At 69.7% G+C, this 23,704-nt stretch carries 25 protein-coding genes; 8 read left to right on the top strand and 17 right to left on the bottom strand.

What is annotated here, in order from left to right; all coding sequences use genetic code 11:
- Window positions 1–48: 48 nt before the first annotated feature.
- The 15 genes from MZTS_RS01370 to MZTS_RS01300 form a co-directional block, all read right to left on the bottom strand.
- Window positions 49–792 carry an SDR family NAD(P)-dependent oxidoreductase gene (locus MZTS_RS01370; protein ID WP_192280637.1) on the bottom strand — a complete coding sequence of 248 codons (744 nt, stop codon included), beginning with the start codon at window positions 790–792 and terminating at the stop codon, window positions 49–51.
- Between the two features lie 5 nt (window positions 793–797).
- Window positions 798–2,273, bottom strand: coding sequence for an amidophosphoribosyltransferase (purF, locus tag MZTS_RS01365; protein WP_192280634.1), 1,476 nt, complete (start codon window positions 2,271–2,273; stop codon window positions 798–800).
- Between the two features lie 240 nt (window positions 2,274–2,513).
- Window positions 2,514–3,110, bottom strand: a complete 597-nt coding sequence (locus MZTS_RS01360) for a CvpA family protein (protein WP_009866943.1) — start codon at window positions 3,108–3,110, stop codon at window positions 2,514–2,516.
- A 162-nt stretch (window positions 3,111–3,272) separates the two neighbouring features.
- Window positions 3,273–4,715 carry a DNA repair protein RadA gene (gene radA / locus MZTS_RS01355; protein ID WP_192280631.1) on the bottom strand — a complete coding sequence of 481 codons (1,443 nt, stop codon included), beginning with the start codon at window positions 4,713–4,715 and terminating at the stop codon, window positions 3,273–3,275.
- A gap of 192 nt (window positions 4,716–4,907) precedes the next feature.
- On the bottom strand, window positions 4,908–6,020 hold the full coding sequence (gene alr, locus MZTS_RS01350) for an alanine racemase (protein ID WP_192280665.1): 1,113 nt from the start codon (window positions 6,018–6,020) through the stop codon (window positions 4,908–4,910).
- 64 nt (window positions 6,021–6,084) lie between these two features.
- A complete protein-coding gene (locus MZTS_RS01345; RefSeq protein ID WP_009867078.1) occupies window positions 6,085–7,572 on the bottom strand; it encodes a replicative DNA helicase in 1,488 nt (495 codons plus the stop codon).
- 363 nt (window positions 7,573–7,935) lie between these two features.
- On the bottom strand, window positions 7,936–8,508 hold the full coding sequence (gene rplI / locus MZTS_RS01340) for a 50S ribosomal protein L9 (protein ID WP_192280628.1): 573 nt from the start codon (window positions 8,506–8,508) through the stop codon (window positions 7,936–7,938).
- A 37-nt stretch (window positions 8,509–8,545) separates the two neighbouring features.
- A complete protein-coding gene (locus tag MZTS_RS01335; RefSeq protein ID WP_192280625.1) occupies window positions 8,546–9,580 on the bottom strand; it encodes a DUF2232 domain-containing protein in 1,035 nt (344 codons plus the stop codon).
- Window positions 9,581–9,714: 134 nt separating this feature from the next.
- Complete coding sequence (rpsR, locus tag MZTS_RS01330; RefSeq protein ID WP_004446294.1) at window positions 9,715–9,969, bottom strand: 30S ribosomal protein S18; 255 nt, start codon at window positions 9,967–9,969, stop codon at window positions 9,715–9,717.
- Between the two features lie 2 nt (window positions 9,970–9,971).
- Window positions 9,972–10,442: a 30S ribosomal protein S6 gene (gene rpsF / locus MZTS_RS01325; protein WP_192280622.1), complete on the bottom strand. Its 471-nt coding sequence runs from the start codon at window positions 10,440–10,442 to the stop codon at window positions 9,972–9,974.
- 321 nt (window positions 10,443–10,763) lie between these two features.
- A complete protein-coding gene (locus MZTS_RS01320; protein ID WP_009863698.1) occupies window positions 10,764–11,138 on the bottom strand; it encodes a PH domain-containing protein in 375 nt (124 codons plus the stop codon).
- 65 nt (window positions 11,139–11,203) lie between these two features.
- The gene (locus MZTS_RS01315) at window positions 11,204–11,524 is read right to left on the bottom strand and encodes a hypothetical protein (RefSeq protein ID WP_009863697.1); all 321 of its coding nucleotides are present in this window, start codon (window positions 11,522–11,524) and stop codon (window positions 11,204–11,206) included.
- Window positions 11,525–11,842: 318 nt separating this feature from the next.
- Window positions 11,843–12,223 (bottom strand): DUF6481 family protein, encoded by a 381-nt coding sequence (locus MZTS_RS01310; RefSeq protein ID WP_192280619.1) that lies wholly within the window; start codon window positions 12,221–12,223, stop codon window positions 11,843–11,845.
- Between the two features lie 223 nt (window positions 12,224–12,446).
- Window positions 12,447–12,656, bottom strand: a complete 210-nt coding sequence (locus MZTS_RS01305; protein ID WP_009864495.1) for a cold-shock protein — start codon at window positions 12,654–12,656, stop codon at window positions 12,447–12,449.
- Between the two features lie 512 nt (window positions 12,657–13,168).
- Window positions 13,169–13,429: a hypothetical protein gene (locus MZTS_RS01300; RefSeq protein ID WP_192280660.1), complete on the bottom strand. Its 261-nt coding sequence runs from the start codon at window positions 13,427–13,429 to the stop codon at window positions 13,169–13,171.
- 416 nt (window positions 13,430–13,845) lie between these two features.
- Here MZTS_RS01300 and MZTS_RS01295 point away from each other — a divergent pair, with 416 nt between their 5' ends.
- The gene (locus MZTS_RS01295; protein ID WP_192280616.1) at window positions 13,846–14,361 is read left to right on the top strand and encodes a peptide deformylase; all 516 of its coding nucleotides are present in this window, start codon (window positions 13,846–13,848) and stop codon (window positions 14,359–14,361) included.
- Window positions 14,362–14,434: 73 nt separating this feature from the next.
- A complete protein-coding gene (locus tag MZTS_RS01290) occupies window positions 14,435–14,857 on the top strand; it encodes a hypothetical protein (protein WP_009863661.1) in 423 nt (140 codons plus the stop codon).
- A 15-nt stretch (window positions 14,858–14,872) separates the two neighbouring features.
- On the opposite strand, the gene MZTS_RS01285 is transcribed toward MZTS_RS01290, so the two are convergent.
- Complete coding sequence (locus MZTS_RS01285) at window positions 14,873–17,011, bottom strand: TonB-dependent receptor (protein ID WP_192280657.1); 2,139 nt, start codon at window positions 17,009–17,011, stop codon at window positions 14,873–14,875.
- A 248-nt stretch (window positions 17,012–17,259) separates the two neighbouring features.
- On the opposite strand from MZTS_RS01285, the gene MZTS_RS01280 reads away from it, so the two are divergent.
- Window positions 17,260–18,114: a DUF3750 domain-containing protein gene (locus tag MZTS_RS01280; RefSeq protein WP_192280613.1), complete on the top strand. Its 855-nt coding sequence runs from the start codon at window positions 17,260–17,262 to the stop codon at window positions 18,112–18,114.
- 20 nt (window positions 18,115–18,134) lie between these two features.
- Here MZTS_RS01280 and MZTS_RS01275 read toward each other — a convergent pair whose 3' ends face one another.
- Window positions 18,135–18,653: a hypothetical protein gene (locus MZTS_RS01275; protein WP_192280609.1), complete on the bottom strand. Its 519-nt coding sequence runs from the start codon at window positions 18,651–18,653 to the stop codon at window positions 18,135–18,137.
- Between the two features lie 360 nt (window positions 18,654–19,013).
- Here MZTS_RS01275 and MZTS_RS01270 point away from each other — a divergent pair, with 360 nt between their 5' ends.
- The 5 genes from MZTS_RS01270 (at window position 19,014) to MZTS_RS01250 (ending at window position 23,645) form a co-directional block, all read left to right on the top strand.
- Window positions 19,014–19,505 carry a GNAT family N-acetyltransferase gene (locus MZTS_RS01270; protein ID WP_192280606.1) on the top strand — a complete coding sequence of 164 codons (492 nt, stop codon included), beginning with the start codon at window positions 19,014–19,016 and terminating at the stop codon, window positions 19,503–19,505.
- 88 nt (window positions 19,506–19,593) lie between these two features.
- Entirely contained in the window at window positions 19,594–20,985 is a 1,392-nt protein-coding gene (locus tag MZTS_RS01265; RefSeq protein WP_192280604.1) for a GntP family permease, read from the top strand.
- 322 nt (window positions 20,986–21,307) lie between these two features.
- Window positions 21,308–22,213: an amino acid ABC transporter substrate-binding protein gene (locus MZTS_RS01260; RefSeq protein ID WP_192280655.1), complete on the top strand. Its 906-nt coding sequence runs from the start codon at window positions 21,308–21,310 to the stop codon at window positions 22,211–22,213.
- Window positions 22,214–22,230: 17 nt separating this feature from the next.
- A complete protein-coding gene (locus MZTS_RS01255; RefSeq protein WP_009864253.1) occupies window positions 22,231–22,953 on the top strand; it encodes an amino acid ABC transporter permease in 723 nt (240 codons plus the stop codon).
- Window positions 22,953–23,645, top strand: a complete 693-nt coding sequence (locus MZTS_RS01250) for an amino acid ABC transporter permease (RefSeq protein ID WP_192280601.1) — start codon at window positions 22,953–22,955, stop codon at window positions 23,643–23,645. The genes MZTS_RS01255 and MZTS_RS01250 overlap by 1 nt, the downstream gene beginning before the upstream one ends.
- Window positions 23,646–23,704: the final 59 nt, after the last annotated feature.

Genomic DNA, 23,704 nt, shown 5'->3' with positions numbered 1-23,704 from the left:
AGACGGGCTCTGCCCGTCACCCGCCGGGGCCTGAGGCCCCGGACCCCCTTACTGGGGACTCTGGAAATCCAGAACCCGGTCGCTGGGGAAATCGTAGAGTTTGCCGGTTTCGTTCCAAGCGGGGGAGGCCAGACGCACGAAGTGCGGGCTCAGATCCTCCGGGGTCTTGAGCGTCGCCGGATCCTCGCCCGGCATCGCCGCCGCGCGCATCCGGGTGCGCAAGGGCCCCGGATTGAGCAGCATGGCGCGGACCGGCGTGTTGGCGTTCTCGGCGGCGTAGGTCCGCACCATCGCTTCCAGCGCCGCCTTGGAGATGGAGTAGGGGCCCCAATAGGCCCGGCATTTCGAGGCCGCCCCGGAGGAGACGAAGATCGCCCGGCCCGCATCCGAACGCTGCAGCAGCGGGTCGAACGAGCGGATCAGGCGCCAATTGGCGGTGACGTTGATCGCCATCACCTGATCCCACACCTTCGGCGTGACATGGCTGACCGGCATCAGGTTGCCGAGGATGCCGGCATTGCCGACCACCGCGTCGAGCCGGCCCCAGCGCTCGTTGAGCGCCGCGCCGAGGCGGTCGATGGCGTCGAAATCGGTCAGGTCGAGGGGCACCAGGGTCGCGTTCCCGCCCCCCTGCCGGATCGCGTCGTCGAGGTCCTCCAGGCCGCCCTGGGTGCGGGCGACCGCGACGACATGGGCGCCGGCCTGCGCCAGGGCGAGGGCGGCGGCGCGGCCGATGCCGCGGGAGGCGCCGGTGACGACGGCGACGCGGCCGTCGAGGGTCTTCTCCGCCATCCGCCTCAATCCGCCTCGGCCAGCATCGCGAAGCGCTTCGGCCCGGCAATGGCCAGATCCGTCAGCCCGGTCGGGTAGTCGCCGGTGAAGCAATGGTCGGTGTATTGCGGGCAGGCGCTGTTGCGCTCCACCTCGCCCATCGCCCGGTAGAGGCCGGGGATCGACAGGAAGGCCAGGGAATCGGCGCCGATATATTGGCGCATGCCTTCGAGGTCGTGGGTGGCGGCGAGCAGCTTCTCGCGCTCCGGCGTGTCGATGCCGTAGAAATCGGGATAGGTGATCGGCGGCGAGGCGATGCGGAAATGCACCTCGCGGGCGCCGGCATCGCGCATCATCCGCACGATCTTCACCGAGGTGGTGCCGCGCACGAGGCTGTCATCGACCAGCACGATGCGCTTGCCCTCGACCGCCGCGCGGTTGGCCGAGTGCTTCATCCGCACCCCGAGTTCGCGCACGGTCTGGGTCGGCTGGATGAAGGTGCGCCCGACATAATGGTTGCGGATGATGCCCATCTCGAAGGGCAGGCCCGCTTCCTGGGCGAAGCCGAGCGCCGCCGGCACGCCGGAATCCGGCACCGGGATCACCACGTCGGCCTGCGGCAGGGCCTCGCGGGCGAGTTCCTGGCCGATGGCCTTGCGCACCCCGTAGACGCTCTTGCCGTTCACCACCGAATCGGGGCGGGCGAAGTAGATGTACTCGAAGATGCAGGGCCGCATCGGCTGCTTCTCGCAGAAGCGCACCGACTCGACGCCCTCCTCCGAGATGACGACCACCTCGCCGTTCTCGACGTCGCGGATGAAGCGGGCGCCGATGATGTCGAGGGCGCAGGTCTCGGAGGCGAGGATGTAGCGCCCGTCGAGTTCGCCCAGCACCAGGGGGCGGATGCCGAGCGGGTCGCGGGCGCCGATCAGCTTCTTGTTGGTGAGCGCGACGATGGCGTAGGCGCCCTGGATCTGCTGCAGCGCGTCGATGAAGCGCTCGACGATGCGCGGTTTGCGCGAGCGGGCGGCCAGATGCAGGATCACCTCGGTGTCCGAGGTCGATTGCGTGATGGCGCCGTCCTTCACGAGGTCGCGGCGGATCGACAGGGCGTTGGTGAGGTTGCCGTTATGCGCGACCGCGAGGCCGCCCCCCGCGAGTTCCGCGAAGAGCGGCTGCACGTTGCGCAGGATGGTGCCGCCGGTGGTCGAGTAGCGCACATGGCCGATGGCGGAACGGCCGGCGAGCCGCTCGATCGTGGTGCGGTCGGAGAAGGAATCGCCGACGAGGCCCTGGCGGCGCTCGGAGTGGAACACGCCCTCGTCGAAGGAGACGATGCCCGCCGCCTCCTGGCCGCGATGCTGCAGCGCGTGCAGGCCGAGCGCGACGATGGCCGAGGCGTCGTCATGCCCGTAGATGCCGAAGACGCCGCATTCCTCGCGAAGCGTATCACCCTCGATGTCCAGGTCACGGACATCGGCGCTCGCGCAGACAGCTGACATGTCGATCTCGAATCCTGGAGGCGCCGACGACGATCGCGGGCCTCACGTCCGGCACGGCGGGATACGGCCATAGGCGCTTCCACCCGCAGCCATGGCCGCGAGGGGGCGCCGAGACCGTCGTGAAACCGTTACCTATGCGCGGATTTCGTCGCAACCAAGACCGATTCCAGCATATCCTTCGTCGCCTGCGCGCATTGCTGCGGCAACGCGGATTGTCACGGGAGGGCGGTTCGGGGGGCTTCAGCGCTTGGGCGCGGGCGCGGCATCGCTGCGGCGCTGGGCGGGCAGGTCGGTCTCCGGCGGCGGCTCCTCGGCCGGGGCATCGCCCTTCGGCTTGCGGAACTGCTTGAGGAACCCCTCCGGGTTGTCGGGCAGCTGCGCCACCAGCGCATCGCCCGAGCTTTCCAGCAGGGGACGGCTCTTCGCCTGCGCGGCCCAATCCGGAACCTTGCCCTGGACCAGCCAAGCCAGGAACACCCAGCCGATCACGCAGATCAGGAAGCCGCGGCCGGCCCCGAACAGAAAGCCGAGGGAGCGGTCGACCGCCCCGATGCGCGAATCCAGCACGAGGTCGGAGATCTTCACCGTCACCAGCGAGACCACGATCAGGGTGGCGAGGAAGATCGCGGCGATGGAGGCGACCAGCGCCACGGTATCGCTGGAGACGTGCTGCTTGACGGTGGGCAGCAGCAGCGGGTGGAGCGACCACGCCACGGCGGCGGCGGCCACCCAGGCGATGATCGCGAGCACCTCGCGGGTCACACCGCGCACGGCGGCGAGCAGCGCCGAGACGAGCACGATGCCGAGCACCACGAGGTCGAGGACGGAAAACGGCATCGCAAATTACGCATCGCAGGGGCGGGACGGGGCAGCCTTGCCCGGACGGCGACGGCTCCCCCCGGCCGCGCGTCCTCGGTGATCCTTAACGATATAGCCCGGCGAACCTCGGCCGTCACCTTCGGGCTCGCCGACGGCGAAGCGGGGATGTGGAGCCGCCCGTCAGAACGGATCGTCCGGCACCGCGTGCTCCCGTTCGCGGTCCCGCCTGCCCCCGACCCGGCGCGGCGCGCCCGAGGCGATGCCGGCGACGAGGTCGGCGATGTGGCGCAAAGCCTCCGTCGGCAGCGCCCGCTCGCCGCTCTCACCCCGGCCCTGCGGGGTGATCGCCTTGCCGAAGCCGAGCTTGAGCGCCTCCTTCAGCCGGGCGGGCGCCTGCGACACCGGCCGCACCGCCCCCGACAGGCCGAGTTCGCCGAAATAGACCGAGTCGGAGGGAAGCGCCGCCCCCGAGAGCGAGGACACGAGCGCGGCGGCGACCGCCAGATCCGCGGCGGGCTCGGAGATGCGCAGGCCCCCCGCGACGTTGAGATAGACGTCGTGGCCGCCGAGCCGGATGCCGCCATGGGCCTCCAGCACGGCCAGCACCATCGACAGGCGGTTCGGATCCCAGCCGACCACGGCCCGGCGCGGCATGCCGAGAGAGGAGGGGGCGACCAGCGCCTGAATCTCCACGAGCAGCGGCCGGGTGCCCTCCATCCCGGCGAAGACGGCGGTGCCCGGCGCGGCATGGTCGCGGCCGGCCAGGAACAGGGCGGAGGGGTTCGGCACCTCGGACAGCCCGGCATCGGTCATCTCGAACACGCCGATCTCGTCGGTCGGCCCGAAGCGGTTCTTGACCGCGCGCAGGATGCGGAAATGGTGGCCCTGGTCGCCCTCGAACGAGGCCACGGCATCGACCATGTGCTCGACCACCCGCGGGCCGGCGATCTGCCCGTCCTTGGTGACATGGCCGACGAGGATGACGGCCGTGCCCGTGGTCTTGGCGAAGCGGATCAGCGCCTGGGCCGACGAGCGCACCTGGGTGACGGTGCCGGGTGCCGATTCCACCGTCTCGGTCCACATGGTCTGGATCGAGTCGATGATGGTGAGGGCCGGCGGATGGCCCTGCGACAGCGTCTCGACGATGTCCTCGACATTCGTTTGCGCCGCCAGCTCCACCGGGTGCTTGGCCAGCCCCAGCCGCTCGGCCCGCAGGCGCACCTGCCCCACCGCCTCCTCGCCGGAGATGTAGGCGACGCGCTCACCGCGTTTCGCCATGGCGGCGGAGGCCTGCATCAGCAGGGTCGACTTGCCGATGCCGGGATCGCCACCGAGCAGGATCACCGAGCCGCGCACGAAACCGCCGCCGGTGACGCGGTCGAGTTCGTCGATCCCCGAGGCCGTGCGCGGCGCCTCCTTGGCCTCGCCGGTCAGGCCTTCGAGGGGAAAGACGCGGCCCCGCGCCCGCGAGGCCCGGGTCGAGGCCGGGCCGGATTGCGGGCCGGCGGAGGCGACCTCCTCCTGGATCGTGTTCCAGCCGTTGCAGGCCTCGCAGCGCCCGCGCCAGCGGTTGTAGACCGCCCCGCAGGACTGGCAGACGAAGGTCTGTTGGATTTTCGCCATGGGGACTCGGGCGCAAAAGACGTGAGACGGCGGATGCTTGGGGCGTCCCACCCATGCCCTCATCCTGAGGTGCCGCGAGGCGGCCTCGAAGGATCCTCCAGGGATCGCGCGGCCGGTTGGAGGATCCGCCGAAGCCCCCGCTCCGCTGCGGCGCCTCAGGATGAGGGCGTGAACGGGGAAAGCTGCCGGCCGTCACTCTATAGCAATGCGAACATAACGGGAACCCAGCCCCGTCAGGATCTCGTAGCCGATGGTGCCCGCCGCCTGCCCCACCGTGTCGATATCGAGGCTGTCGCCGATCAGCGTGGCGGTGCCGCCGCGCCGGGCCTCGGGCGCGTGGGTGACGTCGAGGATGATGAGGTCCATCGAGATCAGCCCGAGCATCGGGCAGAGCACGCCGCCGACCAAGGCGTGGCCGCTGTTGCTGGCCGAGCGGGGATAGCCGTCGGCATAGCCCAGCGAGAGGGTGGCGAGGCGACGCGGGGCCGGAGCCCGCCAGCGGGCGTTGTAGCCGCAGGTCTCGCCGGCCTCGACCTGCCGGACCTGCAGGATCGTCGCCTCGAGCCGCACCACCGGCCGCATCGGATTCGCCCGGCCGGGCTCGGGATTGCCGCCGAACAGGCAATAGCCCGGCCGCAGCAGGTCGTGGCGGGCATCGTCCGCAAGGCAGGTGCCGGAGGAATTGGCGAGCGAGGCCCGCAGATGCGGAAAGGCCGCCCGCACCCGGGCGAAGGCCTCGGCCTGATGTGCAGTGAGGGGATCGTCCGGCTGCTCCGCGCTGACGAGATGGCTCATCACGAGGTCGATCCCGGCCCGCGCGATCACCGGATCGCCGGAGAGGGCGAGGGCCTCCTCGACCCGCAGGCCGAGCCGGTTCATGCCGGTATCGACATGGAGCGCGGCCGGGCTCGCGCCCTGCGTGGCGGCGGCCCACTCGGCCAGTTCCTCCCCGCTGCCGAGGACCGGGCGCAGGGCATGGGCACGGAAGGCCTCCGCGCCGCCGGGGGGGAGGCCGTTGAGCACGTAGATCGCCGCCTCCGGCAGCAGGGCGCGGGCGGCGATCCCCTCGGAGAGATGGGCGACGAAGAAGGTGCGGCAGCCCGCCCGCCACAGGGCCGGGGCCACGGCGGCGAGGCCGCAGCCATAGGCGTCGGCCTTCACCACGGCGCCGCACTCCGCCTGCGGCGCGTGAGCCGCGAGGCGGCGCCAGTTCGCGGTCACGGCCGAGAGATCGACCGTCAGGCGGGCGCCGTGTCCGGCCCGGTGCTGGGCGGTCGTCTCGGCGGTGGACTGTGCGGACGCTATGATAGGCTCCTGCCGGAAGAGCCTCGACGGAGGCGGGGCCGGATGAGGGATCCGGGCACCGATATCACATCTGCTCGGGCATCCGATCGCTCTGGGCGAGGTTCGAGAACCGGGTGATGTTGGCGTCGAACTGCAGCTCCACCGTGCCGGTCGGGCCGTGACGCTGCTTGCCGAGGATGACCTCGGCCTTGCCGTGGACCCGCTGCATCTCCGCTTCCCAGGCGAAGAACTCCTCGGTGCCCTCGCGGGGCTTCTTGTTGCCGACGTAATATTCCTCGCGGAACACGAACATCACCACGTCGGCGTCCTGCTCGATCGAGCCGGATTCGCGCAGGTCCGAGAGCTGCGGCCGCTTGTCGTCGCGGTTCTCGACCTGACGGGAGAGCTGCGACAGGCCGATGATCGGCACCGCCAGCTCCTTGGCCAGCGCCTTCATGCCGGTGGTGATCTCCGTCATCTCCTGCACGCGGTTGTCGCTCTTCTTGCCGCTGCCGGAGAGGAGCTGCAGGTAGTCGATGATGAGGAGGTCGAGGCCCTTCTGCCGCTTGAGCCGGCGCGCCCGGGCGGCGAGCTGGGCGATGGAGATGCCGCCGGTCTGGTCGATGTAGAACGGGATCGTCTGCATGTCCCGGGCGGCGTCGGTGATCTTGTAGAAGTCCTCGGGCCGGATGTCGCCGCGGCGGATCTTGTAGGAGGGCACGCCGGATTGCTCGGCGATGATACGGGTCGCCAATTGCTCGGCCGACATTTCCAGGGAGAAGAAGCCGACGATGCCGCCGTTGACGGTCTTCATCGTCCCGTCGGCCTGTTTCTCGCCGCGATAGGCCTTGGCGATGTTGAAGGCGATGTTGGTCACGAGCGAGGTCTTGCCCATGGCCGGGCGCCCCGCGAGGATGATGAGATCCGAGGGCTGAAGGCCGCCCATCTTGGCGTCGAGGTCGGTGAGGCCGGTGGAGATGCCCGAGAGCTTGCCGTCGCGCTGATAGGCCTTGGCCGCCATGTCGATGGCGGCGGTCAGCGCGTCGGAGAACTTCTGGAAGCCGCCGTCGTACTTGCCGGATTCGGCGAGTTCGTAGAGCCGGCGCTCGGTCGCCTCGATCTGGTCGCGGGGCGCGGATTCGACCGGCGCCTCGTAGGCGCCGTTGACCAGATCCTCGCCGATGGTGATGAGGCGGCGGCGGATCGCGAGGTCGTAGATGGTGCGGCCGTACTCGCCGGCATTGATGACGGTGGTCGCCTCTGCCGCGAGCCGGGCCAGGTACTGCATCGGCGTGACGCCGCCGAGATCCGCGTCGCCGAGATAGGTCTTGAGCGTGATCGGCGTGGCGAGCTTGCCCGCCTTGATCAGCGAGACCGACACCTCGAAGATCTGGCGGTGGACCGCCTCCATGAAGTGCTCAGGGAGCAGGAAGTCCGAGACGCGGTAATAGGCGTCGTTGTTGACCATGATCGCGCCGAGCAGGGCCTGCTCTGCGTCGATGTTGTGCGGCGGCACCCGGTATTCGGGCTGCACCGTCTCCAGATTGGCCGTGAGGGCGTTGGGCAGGGCCATGGCGCTTGTCCGTCGCTCCGTTGCGCGGGCGGCCGTCTCGGCCGCCCCGTGTCATGCCCGCCGGACCATGCCGCGGGATGATGAATTTTCTTTAGCCGACCTTGCCCGAGCCGGCTGCGACGCCCGCGCCACGGTCTCGCGCGCATCGTCCCGAAAGCCGGAAACCACCTTTCGGGACGATGCTCCGAAACGAAAGACGCCCGCGGTTCCCGGGCACGGGAATCACGGGCGTCATGCTGGAACGGATTGAGAACAAGTCAACGCCGAAGGCCGGCGCATCCCCGTTCTCCACCGCTTCCGCCGCTGGAGTCACGGGTTTCGAAAGGACTGAGTCCTTTCGCGGGTCCAGGCGGAGCCTTGGGATCAGCCGCGGTCGTCGGCACCCTCGCCGGCATCGGCCAGCGCCTGACCGACTTCGAGGCCGAGGTCGTCGAGGTTGAACTGCTCGCGCTCGGTGACCGACTCACCGCGGGCCTGACGCTCGGCCTCTTCCGGCGAACGGGCGACGTTGACGGTGATGGTGACCTCGACCTCGGGGTGCAGCGTCACCGGCACGCTGTGCAGGCCGAGCGTCTTGATCGGCTGGTTCAGGACGAACTGGCCGCGCTCGACGGTGAAGCCCTCCTTGGTGACGACCTCGGCGAGGTCGCGGGTCGAGACCGAACCGTAGAGCACGCCGGTCTCGCCGGACTGGCGGATCAGCACGAAGCTCTGGCCGTCGAGCTTCTCGGCCACCGTCTGGGCCTCGTTGCGGCGCTCGAGGTTGCGGGCCTCGAGCTGGGCGCGCTGGGCCTCGAAATGCTTCTTGTTGTTCTCGGTGGCGCGCAGGGCCTTGCCGCGGGCGAGCAGGAAGTTGCGGGCATAGCCGGGCCGCACGTTCACGGTCTCGCCCATCTGGCCGAGCTTGGCGACGCGTTCGAGCAGGATGACTTCCATCTGACTTCTCCTTGGGGTGCTTGGAAGCGGGTTTCGATCAGGCGCCGCCGCGGGCTCGCGGGCGGCGCCGGTCGAGGGCGGTATCGGCGATGCCGAACAGGATCAGGGCGAGCATGGCCACGCCCTGTGTGAGGAACAGCAGCACGTAGAGGCCGGCCAGCAGGGCGAAGCGCCCCGGCCGTCCGCGGCTGCGGTCATGGAAGGCGGCGAGGCCCTGGAGGGCGAAGGCCGCGCTGAAGGCGCCGATCAGGGCGATGCCGAGCACGCCGGCGTAGCCCGGCAGCATCGCCAGGGCGAGGGCGGCGGCGAAGACCAGAAGGGCCGTGCGCGGCATCATGGTCGAGGGGAGGTCGGGCCAGGGCCGCAGCAGGCGTCCCGAGATCTGCACGATGCGGGCGGCGGCCCAGAGATAGAAGGTGAACAGGACCGTCAGACCCTGGCCGGCCAGTCCCGGCGCGACGGTCGCCAGGGCGTCGGCGACCTCGCCGGCGAGGTCGTTGGACGTGGTGTCGGACTTGGTCTCGGAATCGTGCGCTTCGTCGCTCGGCTGCGGAGCGGCCGTCCCGGCGCTGTCGGCCTTGTTCTCCGTCTGGGCGGGGGCGGGGATCCGGCCACGCTGGACCTGAACCTGCACGACCCGCCGGCTCATCGCCGAGAGCTGCGAGCGGAAGGTGTCGTAATCGGGCGAGGCGATCACGGCGATGGCCACGAAGGCGAGGGCGGCGGTGGCCGCGACCCAGGCGAGCAGGCGCCCGGTGGGATACCATTCGATGGCATCCTCCGCGCCCGGCCGGCCGAGCAGGGCGAGATAGGCGAGCCACCACGCGGGAACGGCGAGATAGGCCGCGAAGGCGAGGCCGAGGGGGGGCGAGACGAAGAGGGCGAGCGCCAGCGCGCCCGCGACGACGGCGGCGAGCGCCGCGCGGTGGCTCCAGCCCAGGCCGACGATCAGGATCGGCAGCGGGGCGAGCAGGTAGAGGAGGATGGCGAGGGTGGTGGCCTTGAGCAGCACGCCGAACAGCAGCGCCGCCACGAGGCCGGCGCCTGCGCCGACGGAGATGTCCTTGGTCATGAAATCCGCTGTCCCGCTGTCCCGCGATGGGCAGGGTTAGGGGCCGAACGAGGCCCCAACGATCGGGCGGCCCTTGGTCAAGAGGCCGCCCTCGCGGTGAATGACGGCCCGCGCGGACGCGGGCCGGAACCGTCCTACTTGATGACGTAGGGCAGCAGGCCGAGGAAGCGGGAGCGCTTGATCGCCTGGGCGAGCTCGCGCTGCTTCTTGGCCGACACCGCCGTGATGCGCGACGGCACGATCTTGCCGCGTTCCGAGACGTAGCGGGAGAGCAGCTTCACGTCCTTGTAGTCGATCTTGGGAGCGTTCTCGCCCGAGAACGGGCAGCTCTTGCGACGACGGAAGAACGGACGACGGCCACCGCCGCCACCACCAGCACCGAAGGCCATGATCAGTTCTCCCCGCCGAAGGTGCGCTCGGGACGGTCGCCGCGATCACCGCGGTCGCCACGGTCACGGTCGCCGCCGAAGCCGCCACCGAACTCGTCGTCGCGACGGCGCGGACGGTCACCGCGGTCGCGGTCCTTGCGGTCGTCGCGGTCGCGCTTCTGCATCATCGCGGAAGGCTCGGCCTCCAGCTGCTCGACGCGAACGGTCATGAAGCGCAGCACGTCCTCGGAGATCTGCATCTGGCGCTCCATCTCGGCCAGGGCGGCCGGGGGGGCGGAGATGTTGAGGAGCGTGAAATGCGCCTTGCGGTTCTTCTTGATGCGGTAGGCGAGGGACTTGACGCCCCAGGACTCGATCTTCTCGACCGTGCCGCCGCCCGCCTCGATGACGCCCTTGTAGGTCTCGACCATGGTCTCGACCTGCTGCGACGTCACGTCCTGGCGCGCCAGGAAGACGTGCTCGTAGAGAGGCATTTTTGGGCCTTTCCTTGCCATAAGGAAGCCCGCCCGCGGAGCGCGGGTGTATCGGGCCGGTTCGTCTCGCATTCTCTCGGCGCCAAGCCCTTCGAGCCCTTGATGATGGCCCGAGCGGTTGATCGAAGGCGGAGACACCGGACGACGGGTTTTTTCGAGGAACCCTGTGCCGCGAAACGGCACCGCCCGTTCAGCCCCCGGCCGGAGCGAACGCGAAGGCTGGGCGCTTAAACGGATTCGCCGCCCAAGGCAAGGGTGGGGGTGCCGGTTTCCAGCCCTCTTCGCGGCGGCCCCGCCGGAGGCGAAGCCGCGGCAGGGCGCTTATTTAAGCGAGCCGGCGATGGCCTGCTGAATGCCCAAAATGTCGGCGCCGCGCCGGAGGGTGCGCTGGATCGGCTCGGGCCGGCCCGAGATCCAGATCTTGAGTTCGGAATCCATGTCGAAGCTCCCTGCCGTCTCCACCGAGAACGCGGTGATGGCCCGGTAGGGTACGGTCAGGTACTCGACCTTGCGCCCGGTCACGCCCTGGCGGTCGACCAGGATCAGCCGGCGGTCGGTGAAGACCATGAGGTCGCGGATCACCTTGAAGGCGACGCGCACGCTCTCGCCCGGTGCCAGTACTCCGGCGAGCTGCCGGTCCACCTCGTCCGCGGACAGGTCGCTGCCATGCCCGAGCAGCCCGTCGAGAAAGCCCATCGCCCGCCTCCTGCTGCTTCGGTCGGGATGTGGGGATGGCCGCCTCGTCCGGCGAGGCCGGTGGATCAGTGGTGCCGGCGTCGTTTGTGCGGCTTCTGCTTCTTGCCGTGATGGCTCTTGGCGGTCCGCTCCATGCAGCTGGCCCAGATGCGGCGGCCGATCTCGCGCAGGCCCAGATTGAGCGGGTCGGGTGCCGAGAAGACCTGGGCCCGTGCCTCGCTGCGGCAGAACGCGTCTTCCGCGCTGCGGATCGGCGGCTCGCTCTGCGCGAGGCCGGGATACGGGGCGAGCCCCGCCCCGAGCCCCAGGACGAGAATCAGCCCGGCCAGGGCAGGGCGGAGCTTGGGCCGGGCCTGCTGGCCGGGATGGAACCGGATGATGCGCAAGGCTTGAGCCTTCCTGACGCGACTCGTGTTCGGCCGGTTTTGCCGGAGACGACCGGAAGCGTGGAGGCAAAGGCGGAGCTTGCCAAGCGTCGCCGACCGGCCCGGAATGCGGATTGTGTCGTCTCTCCCAAGGAAAAAGAACCTGAGCCAGGCTTGTTCCGCGGATCGGGAGCGCCGTGCGCCGTCGCGTCCTGATGTTCGAGGAAAAGAGTCTTGAGCAAAAGAAAACGCGCCGGGCTCGCAGCGTCCGGCGCGTTTGGTTGTTTCGAAGCGGGTGCCCGTTCGCTGAATGCGGGTCGGATCCCGAGGGTCAGTGCCTCAGCGGCGAATCTTCACCTTGGCCTTGCGGGCGGCGTAGCGCGCGTCGCGGGCTTCCTTCTTGGCGGCGGCTTCCGCCGCCCTGCGCTCGGCGAGCGCGGCCGCCTCGGCGGCCTCACGGGCGAGCTGGGCAGCCAGTTCCGCCTCCTCGCGCAGGCGCTTCTCTTCCGCCGCCTTGCGCTCGGCCTCGATGCGGATGCGCTCACGCTCGCGGGCGCGCTCGTCGCGGGCGCGGGCGATCTCGGCACGGGCCTGCGCCTTGGCGACCATCTCCGGGTCATCCAGGGCCGGGCGGGCCTTGAACTTTTCGAGCAATGCCGCTTTGGCGGACTGGGAGTGCTGACGGCGGTCTTCGAAGTTCCTGAAGTCGAATGCGCTCATATGACCTTTCTCATACAGTGACACGGTCGACCCCCGGATCGATCACGATCCGGGTGGCCGGGACGCGGCGCGAGTCATTATAGAACCGGCGCAGTCGATGCACGAGTGCGCCGCAGCATGCAACAGATGTCGCCCCTGTTCGGGGCGGCGCCGGTAACATTTTCGAACCTGTTGCGGTATAGAACCGAGTCTTCCGGCCGGAAGGTCCCGGCCACCCGCCGTTTCAGGCGGTCTGCAAGTTGACCGCGGCCGGCTTGCCGCTGCGGCGGTCGTTCTCGATATCGAACGTCACCTTCTGGCCCTCGGCGAGGCCGCGCAGACCCGCCTGCTGGACGGCGGAGATGTGCACGAACACGTCCTTCCCGCCGTTATCGGGCTGGATGAACCCATACCCCTTGATCTCGTCGAACCACTTCACCGTACCAGTATTCATCCGGGTTCCTCCTCCACGCGCCGCGGCACCCCGCGCGGAATGCGGCCCGCCATCGGCCGGAAGGCCGTCCCGTTCGTCGAAGCGAGCGAGGAAATGAGCCGGTGCCGCGTCCCTTACGGGGGCATCGAAGGCCTTGTCAGGGTCGGCCACCGATCGACAAGGCATAGTTATGTTCGATGAGGCAACCGTGCAAGCGGCGCAAAGGTTTCAGCGACGCTGTGGTCGTCACCTCAGGCATGGCGGTACGACAGAAGCTTGGCAATTTTCGGTGAAGACGTTGGATGGTGCGGGAAATTCGCTTCGACGCGTTCTTCACCTGATTGAAATAGGTGCAACATTTGTTGCTCTCGAGAGATTTGGTTCTGTTCTGGGCTCATCCACACGCCATCGTGGGGTGGCGGATTGATCCTGCAATCTCATCCCCGATCTCGTCCCTCTGAGCCGGCGCCCTGCCCCGAGCACCGGGGATCGGGGCAGGGCGCACGGTGTCGCTTCGAGAACGGATCGCGGGGTCAGTAATCGTAGCCGCGCCGGTCGTAGCCGCGACGCTCGAAGCGATCCCGTTCCCGGTAGCGCTGCTCGCGGTAGTAATCGTCCCGGTCACGGCGGCGCATCTCGCGGTCGTAATCCCGCTCGCGCTGTCCCCGGGAGCGGAGGTCGATGCCCGGCCGCCCGTCCGGGCCGATGGTGATCGATTGGGCGGAAGCGGGGGCCGCCGCGGCCATGGTGGCGGCGACGACGGTGCCGGCGAGCAGGGCCGTCATGGATTTCATCATACTGTCTGGCTCCCTCCGGAGCGCGCCCGGCCGCGCCAGGGCCGGATCGGCCTCATGCGGCCGCGCGCCTCACATCGAACAATGGCAAGCCGCGGCCGATCCGTCGGGTCGGGCGCGATCTTGGGGTGCTATCCTGGGCTTCGGTGATCAATGCATCGGCGCCGAACGGGTTCCGATATTGGATATTTGGCGTGATGAGCCGCGAAGTCTTGCGCTCCATTGCGGGCGGCCAAGACATCGTCGGCCAGCAATTCCGAGCCGGCCCGGGGCTTCATGGCTGCCGATGCCGCTCCGGCGGCGTGCCAAGCCTGCCTTCGCCCACGCGCTTTCTGGTAAGGGGCCTGGTAAGGGGCGGCGCGACAACGATGCCCGCCGGCTCGCGGCAGGCACGCCCTTGCCCCGAAGGCCCGCGCATGCCCGTCCGACCGCTGATCCTCTATCCCGATGCACGCCTGAACCGGCCGGCCGATCCCGTCTCCGCCACCGGCGAGGCCCTGCGCGCCCTGGCGGCGGATGTGCTCGACACCCTGGGCGCCGTCTCGGCGATGGGGCTCACCGCGCCCCATATCGGCCGCCCGGAGCGGCTGGTGGTGATTCGCCTCCAGCCGGACGAGCCGCACGCCACCTATGTCGATCCCGTTGTCGTCTGGGCCTCGGCGGAGCGGGCCTCGCATCCCGAGGGCAGCGTCTCGATGCCGGGCGTGGTCGAACCGGTGGAGCGGCCCGCGCGGGTGCGGGTGCGCTACCGCGATCTCGACGGGGAGACCCACGAGGAGGAGGCGGAGGGCCTGCGGGCTGCCTGCCTGCAGCACGAGATCGATCAGCTCGACGGCATCTTCTGGATCGACAGGCTGACGCGGCTGCGCCGCGACCGGGTGCTCAAGCGCTTCGCCAAGCTGAAGGCGCAGCAGGCGCGGGCGGGATCCTGAGAGGCCGGCGCCCGGCTTTCGGCAGTCGGGGGCGGGCGTGATATGAGGGCGGCGTCCCGCGCGAGACCCGCCGATGCCCCGCCTGCCGTCCTCCGTCCTGCCGGCCCTCGCGGCCCTGGTGCTCTCCGTTTCCGGCGCGGCGGCGCAGGGGGCGGGGCAAGGGGCGGCGCCTCGTCCCGGCGATCAGAAGGCGGCCCCGAAGGCCGCGGCCGACACCGTGATCGGCTGCACCTCGCTTGCCAACCTGCGCAGCCTCCTGCTCAGGACCGGCGAGGACCGCGCCGCCGCCCTCGCCCTGATCCGCGACCCGAAATCCGATCTCGGCTGCAACCCGCTGGACCGCGCGGCGGTGACGGAGATCGCCGACCACGTCTCCCTCAACGGCCGCGCCTACGATTGCCTCACCCTCCGGGGCATGGCGGTGTGCCACTGGACGGTGGCGGGCGCCGTCACGCCGCCGGAGCGCCCGGCGGCCAAGCCGCCGAAGGGGAAGTAGAACCGGCCCGCCCCGTCAGAACCGCGCCGTCAGGAACAGGCGGACATTGCGGCCCGGCAGCAGGATCTCGTCCTTCTTGAACGAGGCCGAGTTGCGGATGTCGTCGTCGAGCAGGTTGCGGCCCTGCAGGCCCAGCGTCACCTCGGTGGCGCCGTAGACCGCCGGATCGAGGGCCTGGGTGTAGGCGACTTCCGCGCGCAGGTCGTTCCAGCCCGGCGTGGTCGTCTCGAACGGGGCGATCTCGGTATGGTCGAAGGCGTGCAGCAGGTTCACCCGCGCGAACCAGCCATTGGCCCGCACGAAGGCGCCGCCGCCGAGTCGGTGGGGCGGGATGCGCGGCACGTAGGAGCCATCGTCGAACTGGGCGCGGACGAAATCGTACTGCGCCTCGAGGCCGGCCCAGCCGTCGCCGACGGCGAAGAGGTCGAGCTGCGCGCCGATCTCGGCGCCGTAGAAGGTGGCGTTGGCCTGCGAGTAGACGATCTGGCGCAGCTCGTCCCCGGTGCCGCAGGAGGCGAAGTCGTCGTCGCAGCGGTTGCCGGTGTCGCGCTTGTAGATGAAGCCGGTATAGCGGGTGTAGTACCCGGTGGCGTCGAGGCGCAGCGGCCCTTCCGCCCGGCGGAGAGAGATCTCGACGGTGCGGGCCCGCTCCAGCCGCAGGGTCGGATCGCCGATCTCGAAGGTCGCGGTGGCGTCGTGCGGGCCCTGCGAGAACAGCTCGTAGCCGGTGGGCGCGCGCTCGACATAGGAGCCGTTGATGCTCGCCACGAAGCCGTAGGGCAGGTCCTGCAACGCGCCGATGCTCGCGCTCTTCGGGGCGAAGCGGCGGGTCAGGGGATAGTGGATCAGGTCGTTGCCGTCAGGCAGATAATCGCCGGGGAAGAGCGTCGCGGTGCTGTTGAGCCGGTCGCCCTCGATCCGGGCCGCCGCCTGGAAGCGCAGGCCGTGGCCCACCGCCAGTTCCTCGAACCAGTAGCCGGCGAGCGAGCGTGACTCGGTCTTCGGCAGGAAGCTTTCGAGCTGCGAGTTCAGCACCCGCCGGCCCGTCTGCACGCCGACCGCGCCGGTGAGGGTGCCGAGCGCGGTGAAGACCGGCACGTGCTGCGCCTCGAAGCGGGCCTCGACCTCGCGGTTCTTGAAGATCGCCTGCGTGCCCTCGATCCCGTTCTCGCCGATGCCGATCTCCTCGTGGCGGTAGACCGAGCCGCCGGCCCAGAACCGCAGCACCTCGAACGGTCCGTTCAGCGGTCGGTATTCGCCGCGGGCGAGCAGACGGTCCTGGTTCGGGGTCAGCCGCGTGCGGGCCTCCTCGGCCTCGCCGCCGGGGATCTGGTAGAGCGCGTCGTAATGGCTGAAGGCGACGCCGACGAAGCCGCGGTCGCCGATCGCCGAGAGGCCGAAGGAGCCGCCCTGCGACTCGGTCGCCGAATTGCGCTGGATGCCGCCGGGGATCGCGTAGGAATCGGTGGCGGTCTTGAACCCGTCGGCATGGACGGCGATCCCGTTGGCGCCGGCATCGACGCTGGCCGCGCCGGTCCGGCCGTTATCGACCGTGGTGTAGCCGGTGGTGACCTGGCCCGTGATCCCGCGGGCGGGGATGAAGGTCGGCACCTGATTGTTCTCGGCCGAGACCACGCCGCCGATGGCGCCCGAGCCGTAGCGCAGGGTGGCGGGGCCGCGGATCACCTCGATCCGGCTGGCATTCAGCGGGTTGACCGGCACCGCGTGGTCCTCGCCGAGATCCGACACGCCGCCATTGACGATGCCGTTCTCCTGGATGCGCACCCGCGCATTGTCGAGGCCGCGGATGATCGGGCGCGAGGCCGCCCCCGGCGCGTAGGTCGAGGACGAGATGCCCGGCCGGTCGAACAGGGCGTCGCCGAGGGTGCGCGGCTGGTCGCGGGCGATCCGGTCCTGCGGGATCACGGTGACCGGGGAGAAGGTGTTGGTCACCACCGGCAGCACCTCGGCCGTGCGGGCCGCCGGGGGCAGGGCATCGGCGGCGGTCGCCGGGGCGGCGGCCCTGGTCTGGATCGGGCTGACCGAGGTCACGCTGATCTCCTCCAGCGTGGTGGCCTCCTGCTTGGTGGTCTCCTGCGCCTGCGCCGCCGGGGCGGTGCCCGCCGTCAGCATGGCCCCCGTCACCAGCAGCATTCGTCCCGAGCGCCCGCGCCGCATACCCGTCTTCCAACTTGCTACGTTACAATGTTTCATCACAGGGATGTTACAACGTTGCAAGGCTTGGCCTCCGCGCAATCAGTCATTGACGCGGCGCGCGATGCGATCCTCGGGCGATGTGGCCGAGCTGCATCAGAGGGGGCCGGGGCGAGGCGTGCGCTGGGACACGGTCCGTGGCGTCGCCGTGCTTGTTCCGGGCGCGCCCGACCGTGACATTGGGTTCGATGCTCGCCGACCTGCTTGTTCCCGCCCTGCGTTTCCTTCTCTTCGCGCTCGTCCTCCTCTTCCTGGTTCCGCTCGCGACCCACGCCCTGTGGTGGAGCGTGAAGGGCGGACGGGCGGAGAACTGGTCGACGGCGGATTGGTCGAGCGCCGGCCTGTTGCCGCCGGCCGCCGCCGTGCCGGGGGCGATGGTGCGGGTCTACGCCGCCCGGGTCGGGCGCTGGCGGGGCATCGTCGCCCATCACAGCTGGGTGGTGGTGAAGGAGGCGGGCGCGCCCCGCTACACCCGCTACGACGTCGTCGGCTGGGGCCATCCGGTGCGCACCGATGCCTATGCCCCGGACGGGCGCTGGTTCGGCAATGCGCCGGAGATCGTGCTCGCACTCGACGGCGAGGCGGCGGCGCGGGCGATCCCGCCGATCCGGGCGGCGGTGGCGGATTATCCCTACCGGAGCCAGGGCTCCTACCGGGCCTGGCCGGGCCCGAACTCGAACACCTTCGCCGCCCACGTCGTCGCGCGCATTCCCGACAACGACGTGCCGCTGCCGCCGACCGCCCTGGGCAAGGACTGGACGCCGCCGGGCCGCGTCATCGAGCGCACCCCGAGCGGCACCGGCCTGCGCCTGTCCTGGCGCGGCTATGTCGGTCTCACCGTCGGCTGGGTCGACGGGCTGGAGATCAACCTGCTCGGGGCGGTGGCGGGCCTCGATTGGCGCCGCCCCGCCCTCAAGCTGCCGGGCTGGGGTCGGATCGCGCCGATCCCCGGCGGGGAGGCGCGCCAAGCGAACCAAATGGATCGAGCGGCGCCGGTCACGGAGCCGGAGCGCCGCCCGGCGCCCGGTTCCGTCTCCGGCTGACACAGGATCCGGTCGCGGTTTCAGCGCCGCGACGATTTCCGGCCGGGGAAGGTCACGTCACCCTGCCATTGCCCCGAGAAATCCGTCTTCGAGGTGTAGGCGAGGGAGAACGTGCCCTTGCCCTTGACGCCGGCGAATTCGCCCGTGGCCGCACTGTCCCTGTAAGTCCCCGTCGCCGTGATCCGGCCCTGCGCGTCCGTGCTGACCGTGCCCCGGTAGAGGCTCGACGTCGAGCCGCCGGGCGTCGTGAAGGTGATGGTGCCCTCCACCGGTCCCTGCCCGTTCTTGAGCGTGACGGTTTCCACCCACTGGACCCGGGCGCCGTCGAGGGGCGTGCCGGGACCGGAATTGATGCCGGATGCGGTCTGCTGGACTCGGACCTCGTTCGGCCCGAGCACCTGCGGTTCTTGGGTGTCGACGCGGCCGCTGAAGCTTCCGCCCATCGGCATGGCGATGGCCGTGCCCGGAAGGGCCGGTGACAGGGTGGCAGCGAAGATGGCGCCCAGGGTGGCGCTCAGGATCGTCGATTTCCGAAACATGGCGTTTGCTCCCTCCGACAGCGTTTCGCGAAGCCGGCGCGAACGGCCGGCCTCGGAAGAGGACGCAGGCGAAAGAGATTTTCTGTCAATATTGTGTAAGATGAACGGATTGAATGTATCGAATAAATGTTGCGAACATTGGGCGGAAAAATCTTTCCAATTGGCGCTTGCCCTCCAAAAGGATGGCTTGTCTACTCCGAAAGATCCGCCCGCTTGTCTCTGCGCCGCCTTCGAGGGCGGCATCCGGGCCGTATTCATGGCTCCCGCAAGACGCCCGCTGTCTCCCCGCGATCATCGGCTGGGATCACGCTGGACTGGTATATGAGGCCGCTCACCGCCTCCGCCCCTCTCACGGACACGATGACCGACCTCTCCATCCGCCTCGCTCAAGCGCCCGACCACGACGCGATCTGGTCCATCCTGGAACCGATCCTGCGGGAGGGAGAGACCTTTGCCCTGCCCCGGGACTGGAACCGGGGCAGGGCGCTCGCCTACTGGTTCTCGCCGGGGCATCACGTCTTCGTCGCGGAGAGCGCCGGCGCGATCCTCGGCAGCTACTACATCCGCGCCAACCAGCTCGGAGCCGGCGACCACGTCGCCAACGGCGCCTACGCGACCCACCCCGAGGCGCGGGGCAGGGGAATCGCCCGCGCCATGGGGCTGCATTCCTTCGAGACGGCCCGGGCACTGGGCTTTTCCGCGATGCAGTTCAACCTCGTGGTGGCCACCAACACCCGCGCGGTCGCGCTCTGGACCAGCCTGGGCCTCCGGGAGATCGGTCGCCTGCCCGGCGTCTTCCGCCATCCGGAGCGCGGACCGGTCGATGCCCTGGTGATGCATCGGAGCCTGTGACCCGCCTCTCCATTGAACACGGCCGCGCTTGGGGCAGAGTGGGCGCCGCGCACCGGGAGAGAATCGGTGCGGGGGGAGGACGTCCGCCTTGAGTTTCCTGATCTGCCTCGCCGCGCTCTTCTTCCTGATGGGGATCGCCTATCGCGGCTTCTCGGTGATCCTGTTCGCCCCCGTCGCCGCCATGGGGGCGGTGCTGCTCACCGATCCGGCGGCGGTGCCGGTGCTGTTCTCCGGCCTGTTCATGGAGAAGCTCGTCGGCTTCCTGAAGCTCTACTTCCCCGTCTTCCTGCTCGGGGCCGTGTTCGGCAAGCTCGTGGAAATCTCAGGCTTTGCCCGCTCCATCGTCGGCGCCGTGACCGGATTGCTGGGGGAGGGCAGGGCGATCGTCGCCATCGTGCTGGTGGGCGCCATCCTCACCTATGGCGGCGTCTCGCTGTTCGTGGCGGTGTTCGCCGTCTACCCCTTCGCCGCCGAGCTGTTCCGCAGGAGCCGGATCCCCAAGCGCCTGATCCCCGGCACGATCGCGCTCGGTGCCTTCACCTTCACCATGGACACCCTGCCGGGCACCCCGCAGATCCAGAACATCATCCCCGCCTCCTTCTTCAAGACCGATGCCTATGCCGCTCCCTGGCTCGGGGTGATCGGCGCGCTGTTCGTGTTCGCGGCGGGCGTCGCCTATCTCGAATGGCGCCGCCGCCGGGCCGGGGACGAGGGCTATGGCGAGGGCCACAGCAACGAGCCGCAGGCGGTCGAGGACCGGGTCGTGATCCACCCGGCGGTGGCGATCCTGCCGCTGCTCATCGTCGGGATCGGCAACCGGCTGCTGCTCGCCTGGATCACCGGCACCTATGGCGATCAGGCGAGCGCCGCGCTGACGCCGGAGATGGCCGCCAACCCGGTCACCGTGCCGATCAAGACGGTGGCGGCGATCTGGGCGGTGCAGGGCGCCCTGCTCGCCGGCATCCTGGCCACCGTGCTCCTCGGCTTCCGCAACCTCGCCGCGCGCTTCTCCGAGGGCTCGAAGGCGGCGGTGGCGGGGGCGCTGCTCGCGGGCATGAACACCGCCACCGAATACGGCTTCGGTGCGGTCATCGCCGCCCTGCCCGGCTTCAAGGTGATCTCGGATGCGCTGTCGGCGATCCCCAACCCGCTGATCAACGAGGCGGTGACGGTCAACGTGCTGGCCGGCGTCACCGGCTCCGCCTCGGGCGGCCTCTCCATCGCGCTGGCCGCCCTGTCCGGCCGCTTCATCGAGGCGGCGCAGGCCGCCGGCATCCCGCTGGAGGTGATGCACCGGGTCGCGTCGATGGCGAGCGGCGGCATGGACACGCTGCCGCATAACGGCGCGGTGATCACCCTGCTCGCCGTCACCGGCCTGACCCATCGGCAATCCTACGGCGACATCTTCGCGATCACGATCATCAAGACCGTGGCCGTGTTCGTCGTGATCGGGGTCTATTACCTGACCGGCCTGGTCTGAGCGCCGGCCGGGGCGGCGGGCCGGGACGATCGTCGCGGAACAAGGGTCCGCCGCCCCTGGATTGCCCGGCACAGGGGCGCGGCTCCGGTGCCGACGGCGCCCTTCGACGGCACGGTGAACGTTGGAGCATCACCTGGCGGGCGCCGCCCCGCTCTGGGCGGAGAGCGCGCGGCGGCACGGCCTGATCGAGCCCGACCTGAACCGCCTCCGTCCGGTGTTCGGCGACGCCATCGTGCGGCCGGCGGATGACAAGCCCGTCCGCCGGCCTCACTATGGTGCCGCCGCCGCCCGCCGGGCGGCCAAGGGTTGGGACACTCCACCGATGCGCCTCAAGGCCGCGCTCCTGCTCACTCTCCTCGCGGCCCCCTGCCTTCCCGCCCAGGCGCAGGAGCTGACCGGGACGCTGAGGAAGGTGAAGGAGAGGGGCGCCCTCACGCTCGGCTACCGCGACGCCTCGGTGCCCTTCTCCTATCTCGACGGCAACCAGAAGCCGGTGGGCTACGCCTACGAGATCTGCCTCAAGGTCGCCGAGGCGGTCAAAGCCCATCTCAAGCTCGACCAGCTGGAGGTGAAGCTCAATCCGGTCACCTCCGCCACCCGCATCCCGCTGATCGCCAACGGGACGATCGACCTCGAATGCGGCTCGACCACCAACAACGCCGACCGCCAGCGGCAGGCCGCCTTCACCAACACCCACTTCCTCACCGCCACGCGCTTCGTGGCCAAGAAGGAGAAGGGGCTCGACAGGACCGACGACCTGAAGGGCCGCACCGTGGTCTCGACCTCGGGCACCACCAGCATCCGCCAGATCAACGAGATCAACGCGGCCCGCGGGCTCGGAATGCGGATCCTGCCCGCCAAGGACCATGCGGAGGCCTTCCTGATGGTCGAGACCGGGCGCGCCGACGCCTTCGTGATGGACGACGTGCTGCTCGCCGCCCTGGTCGCCGGGGCGAAGACGCCGGAGGCCTACGCGATCTCCTCCGAGGCCCAGTCGCGGCCGGAGCCCTACGCCATCATGCTGCGCAAGGACGACGCGCCGTTCAAGGCCGTGGTCGATGCCGCGACCGCCGCGCTCTACACGAGCCCGGAGGGCAGGGCGCTCTACGACAGGTGGTTCACGCAGGCCATCCCGCCGCGGGGCATCAACCTGCATCTCCCCTTGAGCGAGGCGATGCGGAAGGTTCTGTCCAGCCCGAGCGACAGCGCGGACCCGGCCGCCTACTGAACCGGCGGCCGCTCCCGATGACCTATCACTGGAACTGGGGCGTCCTGTTCGAGCCCTCGCCCGAGGGCACCGGCACCTATGCCGACATGCTGCTCTCGGGGCTCGCCTGGACCGTGCTCACCGCCCTCGGTTCCTGGGCCATCGCCTTCGGGCTCGGCTCGGTGATCGGGGTGATGCGGACCCTGCCCTCGCGGGCCGCCAACGCGGTGGGCGCGGCCTATGTCGAGCTGTTCCGCAACGTGCCGCTGCTAGTGCAGATGTTCCTCTGGTACTTCGTGCTGCCGGAACTCCTGCCCGCGCGGATCGGCGCCGCCGTCAAGCAGATGCCGGACGCGCCGTTCTACACGGCGGTTTTGTGCCTCGGCTTCTTCACCGCCGCGCGGGTGGCCGAGCAGGTGCGGGCCGGCATCCGCTCCCTGCCGCGGGGCCAGGCGCTGGCGGGCACGGCGCTCGGCCTCACGGTGGCGCAGACCTACCGCTTCGTGCTGTTGCCTCATGCCTACCGGATCATCCTGCCCCCGCTGACCTCGGAATTCCTGAACAACCTCAAGAACACCTCCGTCGCCCTCACCATCGGTCTGCTGGAACTGACGGCGCGGGCGCGCGCGATGCAGGAATTCTCGTTCCAGGTGTTCGAGGCCTTCACCGCAGCCACCCTGCTCTACCTCGCCGTCAACCTCGTGGTGGTGGCGGGCGCGACCCTGCTGGAGCGGCGCCTGGCCGTGCCGGGAGGCCGCTGATGCTCGCGAGCCTCGACCTCTCCGTCGTCGCCGCCTCGCTGCCCTACCTGTTCGGCGAGGGCATGGTGTTCACGCTCACCCTCACGGCGCTGGCGGCGTCGGGCGGCCTCGTGCTCGGCACCGGCCTCGCCCTGGTGCGGCTCTCCGGCGTGCCGGGCCTGACCCATGCGGCCAAGCTCTATGTCGAGCTGATGCGCGCCCTGCCGCTCGTGCTGGTGATCTTCTGGTTCTACTTCCTCATGCCCTATCTCGGCGCCTGGGCGACGGGCGCGGCCAGCCCGATCCAAGTCGGCCCCTTCGCCAGCGCGCTGATCACCTTCACGCTGTTCGAGGCGGCCTATTTCGCCGAGATCATGCGCGCCGGCATCCAGTCGGTCCCGAAGGGCCAGAGCGCGGCCGCCCGGGCGCTGGGCATGAGCTACGCCCAGACGATGCGGCTCGTGGTGCTGCCCCAGGCCTTCCGCAACATGCTGCCGCTGCTGCTGACCCAGACGATCGTGCTCTTCCAGGACACCTCCCTGGTCTATGTGCTCTCGCTGACCGATTTCCTCGGCGCGGCCTCCAAGGTCGCCCAGCGCGACGGCCGGCTGGTGGAGATGTACCTGTTCGCGGCTTTGGTCTATTTCGCGGTCTGCTTCGCCGCCTCGCTCCTGGTGCGCCGCCTCCAGGCCCGCATCGCGGTCGTGCGGTGACATCTCGGGAGGGCTTGTCCCCATGACTGCGCCATGACCGCGCCGCCGGGACCGGCCGC

The sequence above is a fragment of the Methylorubrum zatmanii genome (genome assembly GCF_014845115.1).
Taxonomy (GTDB): domain Bacteria; phylum Pseudomonadota; class Alphaproteobacteria; order Rhizobiales; family Beijerinckiaceae; genus Methylobacterium; species Methylobacterium zatmanii.
This window is presented reverse-complemented; position numbering and strand designations above follow the sequence as displayed.

Excerpts from the sequence above, each read along its gene's own strand:
- MZTS_RS01370 (WP_192280637.1), bottom strand. The coding sequence starts at position 792 with ATGGCGGAGAAGACCCTCGACGGCCGCGTCGCCGTCGTCACCGGCGCC.
- purF (WP_192280634.1), bottom strand. The coding sequence starts at position 2,273 with ATGTCAGCTGTCTGCGCGAGCGCCGATGTCCGTGACCTGGACATCGAG.
- MZTS_RS01360 (WP_009866943.1), bottom strand. The coding sequence starts at position 3,110 with ATGCCGTTTTCCGTCCTCGACCTCGTGGTGCTCGGCATCGTGCTCGTC.
- radA (WP_192280631.1), bottom strand. The coding sequence starts at position 4,715 with ATGGCGAAAATCCAACAGACCTTCGTCTGCCAGTCCTGCGGGGCGGTC.
- MZTS_RS01345 (WP_009867078.1), bottom strand. The coding sequence starts at position 7,572 with ATGGCCCTGCCCAACGCCCTCACGGCCAATCTGGAGACGGTGCAGCCC.
- rplI (WP_192280628.1), bottom strand. The coding sequence starts at position 8,508 with ATGGAAGTCATCCTGCTCGAACGCGTCGCCAAGCTCGGCCAGATGGGC.
- MZTS_RS01335 (WP_192280625.1), bottom strand. The coding sequence starts at position 9,580 with ATGACCAAGGACATCTCCGTCGGCGCAGGCGCCGGCCTCGTGGCGGCG.
- rpsR (WP_004446294.1), bottom strand. The coding sequence starts at position 9,969 with ATGGCCTTCGGTGCTGGTGGTGGCGGCGGTGGCCGTCGTCCGTTCTTC.
- rpsF (WP_192280622.1), bottom strand. The coding sequence starts at position 10,442 with ATGCCTCTCTACGAGCACGTCTTCCTGGCGCGCCAGGACGTGACGTCG.
- MZTS_RS01320 (WP_009863698.1), bottom strand. The coding sequence starts at position 11,138 with ATGGGCTTTCTCGACGGGCTGCTCGGGCATGGCAGCGACCTGTCCGCG.
- MZTS_RS01310 (WP_192280619.1), bottom strand. The coding sequence starts at position 12,223 with ATGAGCGCATTCGACTTCAGGAACTTCGAAGACCGCCGTCAGCACTCC.
- MZTS_RS01305 (WP_009864495.1), bottom strand. The coding sequence starts at position 12,656 with ATGAATACTGGTACGGTGAAGTGGTTCGACGAGATCAAGGGGTATGGG.
- MZTS_RS01300 (WP_192280660.1), bottom strand. The coding sequence starts at position 13,429 with ATGAAATCCATGACGGCCCTGCTCGCCGGCACCGTCGTCGCCGCCACC.
- MZTS_RS01295 (WP_192280616.1), top strand. The coding sequence starts at position 13,846 with ATGCCCGTCCGACCGCTGATCCTCTATCCCGATGCACGCCTGAACCGG.
- MZTS_RS01290 (WP_009863661.1), top strand. The coding sequence starts at position 14,435 with ATGCCCCGCCTGCCGTCCTCCGTCCTGCCGGCCCTCGCGGCCCTGGTG.
- MZTS_RS01285 (WP_192280657.1), bottom strand. The coding sequence starts at position 17,011 with ATGCTGCTGGTGACGGGGGCCATGCTGACGGCGGGCACCGCCCCGGCG.
- MZTS_RS01280 (WP_192280613.1), top strand. The coding sequence starts at position 17,260 with ATGCTCGCCGACCTGCTTGTTCCCGCCCTGCGTTTCCTTCTCTTCGCG.
- MZTS_RS01275 (WP_192280609.1), bottom strand. The coding sequence starts at position 18,653 with ATGTTTCGGAAATCGACGATCCTGAGCGCCACCCTGGGCGCCATCTTC.
- MZTS_RS01270 (WP_192280606.1), top strand. The coding sequence starts at position 19,014 with ATGACCGACCTCTCCATCCGCCTCGCTCAAGCGCCCGACCACGACGCG.
- MZTS_RS01260 (WP_192280655.1), top strand. The coding sequence starts at position 21,308 with ATGCGCCTCAAGGCCGCGCTCCTGCTCACTCTCCTCGCGGCCCCCTGC.
- MZTS_RS01255 (WP_009864253.1), top strand. The coding sequence starts at position 22,231 with ATGACCTATCACTGGAACTGGGGCGTCCTGTTCGAGCCCTCGCCCGAG.
- MZTS_RS01250 (WP_192280601.1), top strand. The coding sequence starts at position 22,953 with ATGCTCGCGAGCCTCGACCTCTCCGTCGTCGCCGCCTCGCTGCCCTAC.